This is a genomic window from Rathayibacter sp. AY2B7, assembly GCF_002931635.1.
GTDB lineage: Bacteria > Actinomycetota > Actinomycetes > Actinomycetales > Microbacteriaceae > Rathayibacter.
In genome coordinates this window covers 1-14391 of record NZ_PSUC01000097.1, presented here as the reverse complement: position 1 = coordinate 14391, position 14391 = coordinate 1, and the positions used below count along the sequence as shown (strand labels likewise).

Sequence of the window (14391 nt, the reverse complement as noted above, 5' to 3'; positions counted from 1 at the left end):
GCGCGTCGCGCCCGGCACCCGCGACCTAGGGTGAGGGCATGCATCCGCTCGACGCCCAGGACCCGCTCGCGCACTGCCCCGAGTTGTTCGTCCGCACCCTCCGCCTCCTCCCGCCCGGAGCCCCGCGCATGAGGGTCACCGACACGAGCGACCTGTGGTGGCGCACCGCCGTCTTCTACAACCTCGACGTGAAGACGTTCATGGACTGGGACGACGACGGCGTCGGCGACCTCGAGGGCCTCGTCCACCGGATCGACTATCTGGCCGAGCTCGGCGTCAGCTGCCTCTGGCTCGCGCCGTTCTACCGGTCACCCGGCCGCGACAACGGCTACGACATCAGCGACTTCTACGGAGTGGACGAGCGCTTCGGGCACCACGGCGACGTCGTCGAGGTGATCCGGACCGCCCACGACCGCGGGATGCGCGTGATCGTCGACCTCGTCGTCAACCACACCTCGGACCAGCACCCCTGGTTCCAGGCCGCCCGCTCCTCCCCCGACAGCCCGTACCGCGACTACTACGTCTGGCGAGACGAGCCGCCCGCCGATCAGCCCGCGAACGTGTTCCCGGACGCGGAGGACGGCGTCTGGTTCCGCGACGAGAAGGCGGGCCAGTACTACCTGCACCACTTCTACCGGCACCAGCCCGATCTCAACACCGAGAACCCGGCCGTGCGCGACGAGATCGCGAAGCTCATCGGGTTCTGGCTGCAGCTGAGCGTCGACGGCTTCCGGGTCGACGCGGTGCCGTACCTGATCGAGCCCGGCGCCCGCGACGAGCACGAGTGGCTGCGCCTGCTGCGCCGCTTCGTCTCGCGGCGCTCCGGCGAGGCGATGCTGCTGGGCGAGGTCAACGTGACCCGCGAGGAGCAGCTCGGCTTCTTCGGCGGAGAGGACGCGGACGAGCTGTCGATGCAGTTCGACTTCATCGGCAACCAGCGCCTCTACCTCGCGCTGGCCCGGGAGGAGGCGGCCCCTCTCGTCGAGGCGCTCGCGAGCCGCCCCGAGATCTCCGTCGGCAGCCAGTGGGCGAACTTCGCGCGCAACCACGACGAGCTCACCCTCGACCAGCTGAGCGACGACGAGCGCGACGAGGTCTTCGCGGCGTTCGCTCCGGAGCAGTCGCAGCGGATCCACGGGCGCGGCATCGTCCGCCGCCTCCCGCCGATGGTCGACGGCGACCCGCGTCGCGTCCGCCTGGTCCACAGCCTGGTCTTCTCGCTGCCCGGGACCCCGGTGCTCTACTACGGCGAGGAGATCGGGATGGGCGAGAACGCCGACATCCCGGGCCGGAGCGCCGTGCGGACCCCGATGCAGTGGAGCAGCGCGGCCAACGGCGGGTTCTCGCGCGCCGACGCCGCCGACCTGATCGCCGCCCCTCCCGGCGGCGGCTTCGGACCCGAGCACGTGAACGCGGCCGCGCAGCTCCAGGATCCGGACTCCCTCCTGGCCCACGTGAAGGGCCTCGCCTGGCTGTACCGGCGGTCGCCGGAGATCGGCTGGGGCGAGTACACGCACCTCCCCTGCGACGAGCCGAGCGTGCTCGCGCACCGGATGTCCGCGTCTACCGGCACGACCGTCGCGGTGCACAACCTGGCGTCGAATCCGCGCACGGCGCATCTGACGCTCCCCGACACCCCCGCCGGGGCGCGGCTGGTCGACTCCCTCGGCGGCGAGTCGCTCCCGCTCGGCGAGGACGGCGCCGTATCGGTGCACCTCGACGGCTACGGCGCGCGCTGGTTCCGCGTGGTCACGGAGGAGTCGCGCCGGCTGGTCTGAGCGGAGGGGCGGGGCTCTTCTCGACAGTCCAGGAGTCGTCGCAGTCGCGCTCGAGTGCGACGACTCCTGCGTTCTCGCGCGAGCGAGCCGAGCGCGCGGCTCGAGAGTCCAGTAGTCGTCGCAGTCGCGCACGAGTGCGACAACTATCGGCGTTTCGAGGGGGGGTGGGGCAGGAACGGAGGACGAAAGCACCCACCGCACGAAACGTTACGCACACCGGTCCACGGCATCGTTGACGCCGCCACCCTCCCCCGCCTACGGTAAGGCGCAACGTTTCGCCCTACCGCACCAGGAGGATCCGCATGGCCCCCACTCCGCCGAGCCACCGCGTCCTCGCGAGCGGCAGCCGCATCCCCGCGATCGGCGCCGGGACGTTCGGCTCCGACCGCTACGACGCCGAGACCGTCGGCCTCGCGGTCGAGCACTCCCTCCGCGCCGGCTTCCGCCTCCTCGACTGCGCCACCGTCTACGGCAACGAGCCTCGCGTCGGCCGGGCGATCACCGACTCCGGAGTCGACCGCGACGAGCTCTTCGTCATGTCGAAGATCTGGAACGACGCGCACGAGCCCGCGGCGGCCGTCGCCTCCGTCGAGCGCTCGCTCGCCGACCTGGGCCTCGACGTGCTCGACGCCGTCTTCGTGCACTGGCCCTTCCCCAACCACCACCCGCCGCACGCCGAGACCGACGCACGCGATCCGCACGCCCGCCCGTACGTCCACGAGGCGTTCCTCGAGACCTGGCGCGCGCTCGAGAGCCTGGTCGACCGGGGCCTCGTCCGGCACCTCGGCACCTCCAACGTCACGATCCCCAAGCTCGAGCGGATCCTCGCCGACGTCCGCATCGCCCCGCAGCTGAACGAGATGGAGCTGCACCCCTGCTTCCAGCAGCCGGAGCTCTTCCGCTTCTGCCTCGACCACCGCATCCAGCCGATCGGCTACTCGCCGCTGGGCTCGCCGTCGCGGCCGGAGCGCGACCGGGTGGAGGGCGACATCGTCGACATCGAGCACCCCGCGGTGCGGGCGATCGCCGACGAGCGGGGCGTGCATCCGGCCGTCGTGTGCCTCGCCTGGGCGGTGAACCGCGGCCAGATCCCGATCCCGTTCGCGGTGAAGCCGGAGCAGATCGAGGCGAACCTGGCCGCCGCCTCCCTGGTGCTCACGGCCGAGGAGCAGGAGGCGCTGCGCGGCGCCGAGCGCAACAACCGGCTGATCAAGGGCCAGGTCTTCCTCTGGCCCGGCAGCTCCGGCTGGCTCGACCTGTGGGACGCCGACGGCACGATCCCGGGCTGGAGCGGCTACGGCTCTCCCCGCGCCACCCTGTGACGTGGCCACCTACAAGGACCTGCAGCGGCTGACCGGCCTCTCGCTCTCGACCATCTCGAAGCACTACAACGGGCTCCCCGTGCGCCCCGAGAACCGGGCCGCGATCGAGGCGGCGGCCGCCGAGGTCGGCTTCCGCGTCAACGGCTTCGCTCGAGGCCTGCGCTCGCGGCGCTCCCGCACGGTCGGGGTGCTGCTGCCCGCCCTCGACAACGAGTTCCACCTCTCGATCATCGCGGGCCTCGAGCGGGCCCTGCGCGAGGAGGGCATCGGCGTGCTGGTCGGCGTGAGCCGCTCCGAGCCGGGAGCCGCGGTCGACCTGCTGCTCGAGAAGATGGTCGACGGGATCGTGGCGGTGCCGTCCGCGGGCGACGTCGACGCGCTGCGCCGCGCCTCCGAGCAGGGCACCCCCGTGGTGGCCGTCGACTGGATCGACGACGCACTGGTCACCGATCGCGTCGCGCTCGACAACGCGGGCGCCGGCGCCTCCGCCGCCCGCCACCTCCTCGACCACGGCCACCGCTCGATCGCGGTGCTCGGCGGGGAGGACGGAGTGTCCTCCACCCGGGAGCGGACCGCCGGCTTCCTCGCCGCCCTGGCCGAGCGCGGCGTGCGCCCCGCCGCCGACGCCGTGGTGCGCGGCCCGCTGACGGTCGAGAGCGGGGTCGCCGCCGTCGAGCGGATCCTCGCCCTGAGCCCCCGGCCGACCGCCCTGTTCGCCAGCAACCGCGAGCTGACGGTCGGCGCCCTGATCGCCCTCGGCGACTCCGGGCTGCGCGTGCCGACGGACCTCTCCGTCGTCGGCTTCGACAACGTCGAGCTGGCCCGCGTGGTCCGCCCGCACCTGACCACGATCGCCCAGCCGACGGAGGCGATCGCCGCCGAGGCCGCCGCCCTCGTCCGCCTCCGCCTCGACTCCGGGGCGGAGCAGCCCGGCCCCCAGGAGCGGAGGCTCCCCGGCCGCCTGCTCGCCGGCTCGTCCGTCGCCCACCTCCACGACCTCTAGGAGCTCCTCTTGCTGACCACGACCCTCCTCCACCCCGAGATCCTGCACGCGCTCGCCCGCGCGGGCCACGGCTCCCGCGTCCTCATCGCCGACGGCAACTACCCCGTCGGCACCACGCTCGGACCGAACTCCGCCCTGGTGCACCTGAACCTCCGCCCCGACATGCTGACCGTCGACGAGATCCTCGACGCCCTGCTCTCGGCGATCGTCGTCGAGGAGGCGACGGTCATGACCCCCGCGCCCGGGATCGACGTCCCCGCGCAGGACGCCTTCCGCCGGTCCCTCGACGGCGTCCCCTTCACCTCGCTCGAGCGGCACGCCTTCTACGCCGAAGCGCGCACCCCCGACGTCGCGCTCACCATCGCCTCGGGCGACCGCCGCATCTACGCGAACCTCATCCTCACGATCGGCGTGCGCCCGGCCGACGCGTCCTGAGCGGGCGGGCGGGGCGACGCCCCGCCCGACCCGCTCCCTGAGAGTCCACGAGGCGTTCTCACGGCCGGCATCCCTACTCTGGTCGGCGTGGATCTCGACACCCTCCTCAACATCGGCCTCGTCGTGCTGTTCGTCCTCCTCGGAGGCGTCTTCGCGGGCACCGAGATGGCCATCGTCAGCCTCCGCGAGAGCCAGGTCCGCGCGATCGAGGCCGGCAGCGAGCGCGGCCGGCGCATCGCCGAGCTCGTCCGCAACCCCAACACGTTCCTCTCCGCGGTCCAGATCGGAGTCACGCTCGCCGGCTTCTTCTCCTCGGCGTACGGCGCCTCGACCATCGCGCCCGACCTCGTGCCGCCGCTGCAGTCGCTCGGCCTCTCGGCCTCCGCCGCCTCGACCGTCGCCCTGATCCTGATGACCCTCGTCATCGCGTACCTCTCCCTGGTGCTGGGCGAGCTGGTCCCCAAGCGCCTGGCGATGCAGAAGTCCGTCGCGTTCACCAAGGCCCTCGCGCCCCCGCTCAACGCCCTCGCGCGCCTGATGCGCCCCGTGATCTGGCTGCTGTCCGTCTCGACCGACGCCGTCGTCCGCCTCCTCGGCGCCGACCCGCGCGAGAAGGGCGAGAGCGTCTCGGCCGACGAGGTGCGCGACATGATCTCCAGCAACACCGAGATCCACGAGGACAGCCGCCGGCTGCTCACCGACATCTTCCGCGCGGACGACCGTCGCGTCGCCGAGGTGATGCGCCCGCGCCCGGACGTCGACTTCCTCCGCGGCGCGCTCAGCGTGGCCGAGGGCTACGCGGCGGTCCTCGACCAGCCGCACTCGCGCTACCCGGTGGTCGGCGACGACTTCGACGACGTGCTCGGCTTCGTCCACGTGCGCGACCTGATGTCCGCGTTCCCGGAGGCGGGCCGCGCCGGCACCGCGAGCAGCGTCGCCGACATCACCCGCCCGATCCTCGCGGTCCCCGGTACGACGAAGGTGCTCGCGGCCCTGCGCACCATGCGGCAGGACGGCCACCAGATCGCCGTCGTCATCGACGAGTACGGGGGGACCGACGGCATCATCACGCTGGAGGACCTGCTCGAGGAGCTCGTCGGCGAGATCTACGACGAGTACGACGGCGCCCGCCAGGCGGTCGACGCGAAGGCGGCCGAGCAGCTGCACGACGTCGACGGCGGGATGATCCTCGAGGACCTGGCGGAGCAGCTGGGCATCGAGCTGCCCGAGGGTCCGTACGAGACGGTCGGCGGATTCGTCCTCGACCGGATCGGCCGTGTGGCCGTCGTGGGCGACTCCGTGCTCGTCGGCGACCACCTGCTCCGCGTGGCCGAGACGGACCGCTACCGCATCTCGCGGCTGACCCTCGTGCCGCAGCCCGCGTCGGAGCCGAGCCCACCGGCGGCGCCCACCGTCTGACGGGCGACCGGCCGCGCCTAGGGCAGAGGGCCCTCCACCCAGCGCGTGGCGGCGCGGCCGCGGGCTCCGGGCTGCGCGATCCACAGTCCGCCGGCGTGCGGATGACGCGCCCGCTCGTCCGCCGAGAGGTCGCGCGAGGCGGAGGTGACGACCGCGATGTCCAGGTCCTCGCCCGCGAAGGCGATGCTGGAGGAGTGCGGGGCGTCGATCCTGATGCCCTCGCCCTCGACCGGGCTGCCGTCGGCCTCGAACACGCGGACGCCGCTCCCGCCCCAGACCGCGACCCACACGCGGCCGTCGGCGTCCACGGTCAGTCCGTCGGCGAACACGCCCTCCTCGAGCTCGACGAACGGCTCGCGCGGGCCGTGCTCGGCGTCCGCGTAGGAGCGGCGGTGGATCACGCCCGACTCGGTATCGGCCGAGTACAGCACAGAGCCGTCCGGCGAGAAGCCGAGTCCGTTCGAGAGCCGCAGGTCGTCGTCGAGCACGGTGACGGATCCGTCGTGCTCGATGCGCAGCAGGACGTCGTCGCCCGCCGACTCGCCGAGCGTCAGCGAACCGACCAGGAGGCGCCCCTGCGGGTCGATCGTGCCGTCGTTGAAGCGGTGCCCCTCCGGCAGCAGCTCGGAGCCGCGCGTGAGGGAGCCGTCGACCTCCAGGATCGAGAGCCGCCGGGTCAGCGCGACGAGCGTCCGCCCGTCGCCCAGGGGCAGCGCGGCGCCGACCTGCTCGCCGACGTCGGTGCGCGAGATCGCTCCGATCCCCTCCGCGGTGACGGGGGCGGACAGGACCGCGCCGGCCTCGATGTCGACCCAGGTGAGGCGGGCGGTGTCCGGATCCCAGACGGGCCCCTCGCTGAGGACGTAGGTGGGGGTGCCCGCGGGCGTCGCGTCGATCATGCCTCCACGCTAGGCCGAGGAGGCGGGCGGTGTCAGGCCCCGCGGGGACGGATCCGGGCTCGCGTCCACCGCACCTCGCTCCGCCTCCGGACCGATGAGCTCCGCGCCGCGCTCCGCCTCCGGGTGGGCACCGATGCCCGGGATACACCCGCTCGGCGGTCCGTGACAAGGGGTGAATAGCCCGGCGATATGGAGCCGCCGGCGGGTCTAGTGTCGTCTCGCCGCGCTCGGGACAGCGTTCCTCCGCAACGACGCCGGGGCGACAGGAAGGCGCTCGACATGTCGACATCCACCAGTCCGCGCGGCCCGGTCCGGAGCCTCGTGCCCGCCCGAATCGACAGGCTCCCCTGGACCCGCTTCCACTGGTCGATCGTCGTCGGCCTCGGCTTCTCGTGGGTGCTGGACGGACTCGAGATCCAGATCGTCGCCTCCGCCGGCTTCGCGAAGGAGTTCGGGCTCTCGGCCTTCGAGGTCGGCCTGCTCGGCACGATCTACCTGTGCGGGCAGATCGCGGGCGCCCTGATCTTCGGGCGGCTGAGCGACAAGCTCGGGCGGCGCAAGCTGTTCATCCTGACGCTCGTCATCTACCTGGTCGCCAGCGGCCTGGCGGGACTCGCGCCGAACTACGTCTTCCTCGCCGTGTTCCGCTTCTTCGCGGGCATGGGGATCGGCGGCGAGTACGCGGCGATCAACTCCGCGATCGACGAGCTCATCCCCTCCAAGTACCGCGGCCGCGTCGACATCGCGATCAACGGCACCTACTGGGGCGGCGCGGCTCTGGGCTCCGCGGCCAACCTGTTCTTCCTGAACGACGCGCTCTTCGCCGAGAACGTCGGCTGGCGCCTCGGCTTCTTCCTCGGCCCGATCCTCGGACTGGCGATCATCTACCTCCGCCGCCACATCCCCGAGAGCCCGCGCTGGCTGATGACCCACGGCCGCGAGGAGGAGGCGGAGCGCACCGTCGACGAGATCGAGCGCCGGGTGAAGGCGGAGGGCGGCGTGCTCGAGCCGGTCGACGACGCGAAGGCGATCACCGTGAAGGCGACGGAGAGCATCCCGTTCCGCACCATCGCCCGGGTGCTGCTGCGGCAGTACCCGAAGCGGACGCTGGTGGGTGCGACGATGATGATCACCCAGTCGTTCCTCTACAACGCGATCTTCTTCACCTACGCACTGGTGCTCGAGAACTTCTACGGAGTCGAGCAGAGCGCGATCTCGTACTTCTTCTTCCCGTTCGCGATCGGCAACCTCGTCGGGCCGCTGGTGCTCGGCCACCTGTTCGACGTGTGGGGCCGGCGGAAGATGATCTTCCTCACCTACGGCGTCTCGGGAGCGGTCCTGGCCGTGTCGGCCGTCCTCTTCAGCATGGACGTCCTGACCGCGACGACGCAGACGATCCTCTGGTGCGTGTCGTTCTTCTTCGCCTCCGCCGGAGCCTCGAGCGCCTACCTCACCGTGAGCGAGATCTTCCCGCTCGAGCTGCGCAGCCAGGCGATCTCGTACTTCTTCACCCTCGGCCAGATCGCCGGAGCGGTCGCCCCCGCCCTCTACGGCGCCCTGATCGGCGACGGCAGCGACCGCGGTCCGCTGACGATCGGCTACTTCGTCGGCGCCGCCGTGATGATCCTCGGCGGCGTGATCGCCCTGATCTTCGGCGTCGACGCCGAGCGCCGCAGCCTCGAGAGCATCACCGAGCCCCTGTCGACCGTGAAGTCCTGAGGGCGGATCGCCGCGAGGCCGGGAGCCGTTCCGCGGCGTCTCGGAGCCGGCGTCTCGGGGCCGGCGTGGGCCGCCGTCAGTGGGCCGGGCGGTAGCCGGTCCGGTCGTCGGGGGTGATCGAGCGGAGGACGCGGGCGGGGACGCCGGCGGCGATGGTGAGCGGGGGGACGTCGCGGGTGACGACGCTGCCCGAGCCGATCACGGACCCGTCGCCGATGGTGACGCCCTGGTTGATCGTGACGCCGCCGCCGATCCAGACGCCGTCACCGACGACGACCGGCTTCGCGGTGCACGCGCCGGCGGCGCGCTCGGCCGGGTCGAGGGCGTGGTTCGACGTGTAGATCGAGACGCGCGGGCCGAACAGCACGTCGTCGCCGATCGTGATGGGGGCGCCGTCGAGCAGGATGCAGTCGAAGTTCGCGTAGAAGCGGTCGCCGATCGTGATGTTGAACCCGAATTCGCAGCGGAACGTCGGCTCGAGGTGCGCGTCCGCGCCCACAGAGGCGACGAGCTCGCGGAGCAGAGCCTCCCGCTCGACCGGCGGGCGCCCGAAGCTCGCGTTGTACGCGTTCGAGGCGAGGACCGCGCGCTCCCGCGCGGCGACCAGCTCGGGGGTCATGTCGTCGTACACGGCGCCGGTCAGGATGTGCGCGCGCTGGTCCTCGAGGGTCATCGTCGTCCGTTCGTCGGTGTCGGCGCCCCGACGGGCGCCCGCGCCCACGCTACGGGGCCGCCGCCCGCCAGGACGCCGCCTCCTCCGCCGACGCACCGCTCCTGCAGCGGTGTGTCGCCGATGGAGCGGCGTCTCGGCGACATCCTGCAGGAGGAGCGGTACCTCGGCGCCGCCACGCCCCCGCCGCGCAGCGGCCGTCAGCCCACGTGCACGCCCGGCCGGCGGTCGCGGCGGGACTCAGCGCGGCGGAGGACCTCGCGGGTGACGGGGGCGACCTCGCCGGTGCCGGTGATCAGGAAGCGGAACATGTTCGAGATGGGGCCGCCCTCGGTCCACTCGAAGTAGACGTCCGGGATCACGCCGGTGAGGTCGCGGATCTCGAGCAGCACCGTGGCGATGGTGTTCGGGATGTTGCCGCTGGTCACCGTCAGCACGCGGAAGCCGTGGCAGACGCGGCCCTGCACGACCAGGTCCTCCTCGAAGTCGGAGGAGTCGGTGGTGTGCACCTCGAGGAAGAGCACCGGGCCGCGCATCGGCAGGTTGCTGTCGCGCCGCTCCTCCGCCAGCTTGTCCCGGTACTCCGCCTCGGAGCCGTCGTCGGGCTCGTTCGCGAGGATGCGGATCACGCCGTAGTCGTCGGCGTCCGTGGTGAGGAAGTCGATCGCGGCGGCGTCGAACACCACGGAGGTGGCGCGCAGCTGGAACGAGCGGTGCACCCGCGAGACGAGCGAGACCGCGAGGATGCCGACGATGAAGACCGCCGCGATCCGCACGCCGTCGGGCCGCTCGACCACGTTCACGACCGTCGTGTAGACGAAGACCAGCGCGATGACCGCGAAGCCCACGGCGCGCTTGCGCTGCTTCCTGCGCTTCGCCGAGAGGAACACGGCGACGGACGCGGAGGTGATCAGCACCAGCACGCCGGTCGCGTAGGCCCCGCCCTGCGCGTCGACGTCGGCGCGGAAGAGGATCGTGATGACGAAGGCGACGACGGTGAAGACCAGCACGAGCGGACGCACGGCGCCGGCCCACTGCGGAGCCATGCCGTAGCGGGGCAGGTAGCGCGGGACGATGTTGAGCAGGCCGGCCAGCGCGGAGGCGCCCGCGAACCAGAGGATGCAGATCGTCGCGACGTCGTAGACCGTGCCGAAGCCCTCGCCGAGGTACTCGTGCGCGAGGTAGGCCAGCGCGCGGCCGTTGGCCTCGCCGCCCGGCTGGAACTGCGCCTGCGGGATGAGCAGCGTGGTGACGAAGCTCGAGGTGATGAGGAACGCCGACATCGTGACGGCGGCGGTGATGAGCAGCCGCTTCGCCCCGCGGATGCGGCCGACCGGGGCGTCCTCGGTGTCGCCCGCGTCGCCGCGGATCTGCGGCATGACCGCGACCCCGGTCTCGAAGCCGGAGAGGCCGAGCGCGAGCTTGGGGAACACGATGAGCGCGATGCCGACCATGATCAGCGGATTCCCGTGCTGGGTCGTGAGCGCCGACCACCAGTCGCCGATGACGACGGGGTTCTCGGCCACGTGCCCGATCGCCACGGCGATCACGATCGCGTTGAGCAGGAGGAACACGGCCACGAGCACGACCGCGATCGAGATGGCCTCGCGGAACCCGCGGAGGAACACGATCCCCAGCAGGGCGATCAGCCCCAGCGTGAGCGGCACCTCCGCCCCGTGGAACCAGGCGGGAGCGAACGGGTTCTCGACCGCGTGCGCCGTCGCGTCGGCCGCCGAGAGGGTGATCGTGATCATGAAGTCGGTGGCCGCGAACCCCAGCAGCACGAGCACGAAGAGCTTGCCGCCCCACCAGGGCAGCAGGCGCTCGAGCATCGCGATCGACCCCTCGCCGCGGAAGCTCTCGCGGGCCACGCGGCGGTAGACGGGGAGCGCGCCGAGGAGCGTCAGCACCACCAGGACGATCGTCGCGAGCGGCGAGACCAGGCCCGCGGCGAGCGCCGCGATCGCCGGCTGGTAGCCGAGGGTGGAGAAGTAGTCGACGCCGGTGAGGCACATGACGCGCCACCACGAGTGCGTCTTGCCGGTGGCCGCGTGGGGGCCGGGGTGCGCTCCGGAGTCGTCGCGGAGGCCCTCGAGGAGCCACGCCTTCACCCCGCCCGCGCGCGCGGAGGAGAGAGGGGAGGGTTCGAGGGCGTCGGGGTCGCCACGGACGACGGAAGAGGTCACTGGATGTTTCTACTCGCCGTGAGGAGCGCGCCCGCCCGGAATGAGCGGATCCTCACGCTTTCCTCACGGGTAATCGGCTGGGGAGGGACGTCGACGCGCGATCCCGCGTCGTGAGGGGGTCGTGAGCGTCGCGCGAGCGGACCGTGCGGACCGGCCCGGTACGCGTCCGCGTTCCGTCAGGATCCCCTTGCGCCGGCCGTCGCGGGCTGACGATGGCGCTCGTGCACCTGCTCCTCCGCCTCCTCGACGCCGGCCCCCGCTGGGGCCGCCACACCGTCGGTGCGAGCCGGTACGGCGTCGTCCGGAGCGAGCTCGTCGTCTTCGCGCCCGGCATCTCCGTCGAGGAGCGGAGGCGCCTCCGCCTGCACGCGGCCGGTCCGCAGCTGGTCGTGGCCGTGACGGCCGCCGGCGCCGTCGGGACGCTCGCGCTCGACCGGCTGCCTCTCCTCCTGCTGGCCGCGCTCGCCCTGCCGACCGCGTCGCTCCTGCTTCTCTCGGCCCGCTCGACCCGCCGCCTCCGCCGGGCCTGCGCCCGCCGGCTCGTGATCGCGGACGTCGACTCCCCCGCCGTCGCCGAGCAGGCGGCGATCGCGGCCGTGCTGCGGCGGGCCGACCGGCTGCTCGACGCCGGCGTCCTCACTCCGCTCGAGCACGAGGAGGTGTGGGCCTGCGCCCACGACCGGGTCGCGGGCCGCGTGGCTGACCGCCGCTCCCAGCCCCGAGCGGGAGGATCGGGGACGTCCGCCACCGATGGGAGCACCTCATGACCACACCGCGCCGCGCACTGATCCTCGTCGACGTGCAGCAGGAGTACTTCAGCGGTCCGCTCGAGATCCAGTACCCGCCGCACGCGCAGTCGCTGCCGAGGATCGCCGCCGCCCTCGACTCCGCCGCCGCCGCGGGCCTCCCGATCGCCGTCGTCCAGCACAGCGCGGGCGAGGGAGCGCCGATCTTCGACCCGTCGGGTCCGTCCTTCGCGCTGCACCCGGAGATCGAGAAGCGCCGCTCGGACTCGTGGAAGAGCGTCACGAAGCAGTTCGGGACGGTCTTCGCGGGGACCGACCTGCTCGACTGGCTCCGCGAGCACGACATCGACACGATCACCCTCGTCGGCTACATGACCAACAACTGCATCCTCGCCTCGGCCGCCGAGGCGGAGACGCACGGGCTCCGCGCCGAGGTCCTCTCGGACGCGACGGGCGCGATCGCGATCGCGAACGACGCGGGCTCGATCGACGCGCACTCCCTGCACACCACGCTGATGGCGCTGCTCAACTCGAACTTCGCCGCCGTCGCCCCGACCACCGTCTGGATCTCGGCGCTGAAGGGCGAGTACACCCTCCCCATGAGCAGCCTGCCCGAGTCGGCGACGGCGGGCGCCGCTCGCTGACGGGCACTCCTCCGGACGGATCGGCCGGCTCTACTCTCGGTGCGTGGCCCTTCTGCACCGTGCGACGATCACCCCCGGGAAGCTCGAGATCGTGGAGGCATGGGCGCCGACGCAGCCCTGGTGCGAGGGCGGCGGATTCACGCAGCTCGGCGCCTACCGGTTCGACGACCCCGATGGCGAGGTGGGAGTGGAGACGCTGATCGTCCAGTCGACCGGGCAGCCGCCGCTCCAAGTGCCGCTGACCTACCGCGGCTCGCCTCTCGCCGGCGGTGACGCGCATCTCCTCGCGACCGTCGAGCACACCGTCCTCGGTCGTCGCTGGGTCTACGACGGTGCCGGCGACCCCGTCGCGATCGCCGCCTTCGCCACGGCGATCCGCACCGGCGCCCGGGAGGTCGAGCAGCATTTCGAGGAGGACGGGCAGCGCATCGTCCGCCCGCCGACCGCGACGGTGCAGGGCAGCGGATCAGGCGCCGGAGCGTCCGGGCCGCCGTCGACGGTGCTCGTCCGCAGCGACGCACGGACCACCACGACCTCGGCCGACGGTCTGACTCTCGTCCTCGCGCGGGTCCTCGCGCCGCCGTTACTCGAGGGCGAGGAGCGGCTGACCGGCAGGTGGAGCGAGGCGCTCCCCGTCACCCTCGCCGTCCTGGCCTGAACCGGCTCCGGTGGTCCGCCGCCCTCCGTCGCCCGGGTCGTGGGCGACGGACGGCGGCGCGCTCCGGGAGGACCTGCTCAGTGGCCGCGCAGTGCCGCGACGGTCCGAGTGGGACTAGTCGTTCAGGTGCGCGATGGCGTAGTCGGCCTCGTCGCTCGTGAACTGCTCCCCGTACTCGCTGGTCAGCTGGTCGCGGATGGCCTCCGGCGCCATCGCCATCTGGGCCTGGTAGTCCTTGGCCTTCGCCAGCGCGTTGGCGTTCCAGTCGGCGGAGACGGTGTCCACCGCGTACTGCGCGGCCTCGGGCGAGAACTGCTCCCCGTACTCGGAGGTGAGCTGGCCGTACAGGCCCGCCTTGCTCATGTGGAGCATCTCGGAGTAGCTCTGCGCCTTGATGAGTGCCGAGGCGAACTCGGGCGAGACCTGCGCAGCAGCCGCCGTCTCGACGGGCGCTGGGGCAGGGGCGGCCGTCTCGACGGGTGCGGGCTCCGCCGTCTCGACGGGTGCGGGCTCTGCCGTCTCGACGACCTCCGCCTCCTCCGTGGCCGGCACGACGGGAGCGGTCGTGGGCTCGGACGACTCGACGATCACGGCCGCCGGGCGGTCGCTCGAGGCGGAGTTCACGGCGGCTCCGAAGCCGATCGTCGTCAGGAGCGAGGCGAGGACGGCGAGACCGCCGAGGACGATCCCGGTGATCGACATCGCCTTCGACCGACCGCGGCGGAGGGCGAGGATCCCCAGGACGACCGCGGCGATCCCGACGAGTGCTCCGAAGACCGGCACGAGGCCGACGAGGAACGCGACGATGCCGACGACGAGTGCGGCGATGGCGAGGCCGGTCGGGCCGGTCGCGCGGGGGCGGGGAGGGACATGTTGAGACGGGACGTCTCGATGTCGCGGCAGGCCGTCGCC

13 protein-coding genes are annotated in these 14391 nt (G+C 72.3%); 9 read left to right on the top strand and 4 right to left on the bottom strand.

Translation table 11 applies throughout. The features are described from left to right. Window positions 1-128: 128 nt before the first annotated feature. From C5C27_RS13955 to C5C27_RS13935, 5 genes are all read left to right on the top strand, one after another. Window positions 129-1778, top strand: coding sequence for an alpha-amylase family protein (locus C5C27_RS13955; protein WP_104314707.1), 1650 nt, complete (start codon window positions 129-131; stop codon window positions 1776-1778). 302 nt (window positions 1779-2080) lie between these two features. After that, window positions 2081-3100, top strand: coding sequence for an aldo/keto reductase (locus C5C27_RS13950; RefSeq protein WP_104314704.1), 1020 nt, complete (start codon window positions 2081-2083; stop codon window positions 3098-3100). Between the two features lies 1 nt (window position 3101). Then, window positions 3102-4103 (top strand): LacI family DNA-binding transcriptional regulator, encoded by a 1002-nt coding sequence (locus C5C27_RS13945; RefSeq protein ID WP_104314703.1) that lies wholly within the window; start codon window positions 3102-3104, stop codon window positions 4101-4103. 9 nt (window positions 4104-4112) lie between these two features. After that, window positions 4113-4538, top strand: a complete 426-nt coding sequence (locus C5C27_RS13940; protein ID WP_104225080.1) for an RbsD/FucU family protein — start codon at window positions 4113-4115, stop codon at window positions 4536-4538. An 87-nt stretch (window positions 4539-4625) separates the two neighbouring features. Next, window positions 4626-5957: a hemolysin family protein gene (locus tag C5C27_RS13935; protein WP_104239633.1), complete on the top strand. Its 1332-nt coding sequence runs from the start codon at window positions 4626-4628 to the stop codon at window positions 5955-5957. 17 nt (window positions 5958-5974) lie between these two features. On the opposite strand, the gene C5C27_RS13930 is transcribed toward C5C27_RS13935, so the two are convergent. Next, window positions 5975-6856 (bottom strand): SMP-30/gluconolactonase/LRE family protein, encoded by an 882-nt coding sequence (locus C5C27_RS13930; RefSeq protein ID WP_104314702.1) that lies wholly within the window; start codon window positions 6854-6856, stop codon window positions 5975-5977. 279 nt (window positions 6857-7135) lie between these two features. Between C5C27_RS13930 and C5C27_RS13925 the strand changes: the two genes are divergently transcribed. Next, entirely contained in the window at window positions 7136-8575 is a 1440-nt protein-coding gene (locus C5C27_RS13925) for an MFS transporter (protein ID WP_104227324.1), read from the top strand. A gap of 76 nt (window positions 8576-8651) precedes the next feature. On the opposite strand, the gene C5C27_RS18770 is transcribed toward C5C27_RS13925, so the two are convergent. Continuing rightward, window positions 8652-9248: a sugar O-acetyltransferase gene (locus C5C27_RS18770; protein WP_104314706.1), complete on the bottom strand. Its 597-nt coding sequence runs from the start codon at window positions 9246-9248 to the stop codon at window positions 8652-8654. A gap of 197 nt (window positions 9249-9445) precedes the next feature. Next, on the bottom strand, window positions 9446-11431 hold the full coding sequence (locus tag C5C27_RS13915) for an amino acid permease (RefSeq protein ID WP_374955282.1): 1986 nt from the start codon (window positions 11429-11431) through the stop codon (window positions 9446-9448). 221 nt (window positions 11432-11652) lie between these two features. On the opposite strand from C5C27_RS13915, the gene C5C27_RS13910 reads away from it, so the two are divergent. Genes C5C27_RS13910 through C5C27_RS13900 form a run of 3 tightly spaced genes read left to right on the top strand, consistent with a single transcriptional unit; the run spans window position 11653 to window position 13479 of the window. After that, on the top strand, window positions 11653-12198 hold the full coding sequence (locus C5C27_RS13910) for a DUF6611 family protein (RefSeq protein ID WP_146079700.1): 546 nt from the start codon (window positions 11653-11655) through the stop codon (window positions 12196-12198). Beyond that, on the top strand, window positions 12195-12821 hold the full coding sequence (locus C5C27_RS13905) for an isochorismatase family protein (RefSeq protein WP_104314700.1): 627 nt from the start codon (window positions 12195-12197) through the stop codon (window positions 12819-12821). Before C5C27_RS13910 ends, C5C27_RS13905 begins: the two co-directional genes overlap by 4 nt. A gap of 43 nt (window positions 12822-12864) precedes the next feature. Next, complete coding sequence (locus C5C27_RS13900) at window positions 12865-13479, top strand: hypothetical protein (RefSeq protein ID WP_104314699.1); 615 nt, start codon at window positions 12865-12867, stop codon at window positions 13477-13479. Between the two features lie 114 nt (window positions 13480-13593). On the opposite strand, the gene C5C27_RS13895 is transcribed toward C5C27_RS13900, so the two are convergent. After that, a partial coding sequence (locus tag C5C27_RS13895; protein WP_308471198.1) for an Ltp family lipoprotein occupies window positions 13594-14391 on the bottom strand: 798 nt, incomplete at its 5' end.

Bases quoted from the DNA above. Each gene is read 5' to 3' on its own strand.
- C5C27_RS13955 (WP_104314707.1), top strand. From the start codon at position 129: ATGAGGGTCACCGACACGAGCGACCTGTGGTGGCGCACCGCCGTCTTC.
- C5C27_RS13950 (WP_104314704.1), top strand. From the start codon at position 2,081: ATGGCCCCCACTCCGCCGAGCCACCGCGTCCTCGCGAGCGGCAGCCGC.
- C5C27_RS13930 (WP_104314702.1), bottom strand. From the start codon at position 6,856: ATGATCGACGCGACGCCCGCGGGCACCCCCACCTACGTCCTCAGCGAG.
- C5C27_RS13925 (WP_104227324.1), top strand. From the start codon at position 7,136: ATGTCGACATCCACCAGTCCGCGCGGCCCGGTCCGGAGCCTCGTGCCC.
- C5C27_RS18770 (WP_104314706.1), bottom strand. From the start codon at position 9,248: ATGACCCTCGAGGACCAGCGCGCGCACATCCTGACCGGCGCCGTGTAC.
- C5C27_RS13905 (WP_104314700.1), top strand. From the start codon at position 12,195: ATGACCACACCGCGCCGCGCACTGATCCTCGTCGACGTGCAGCAGGAG.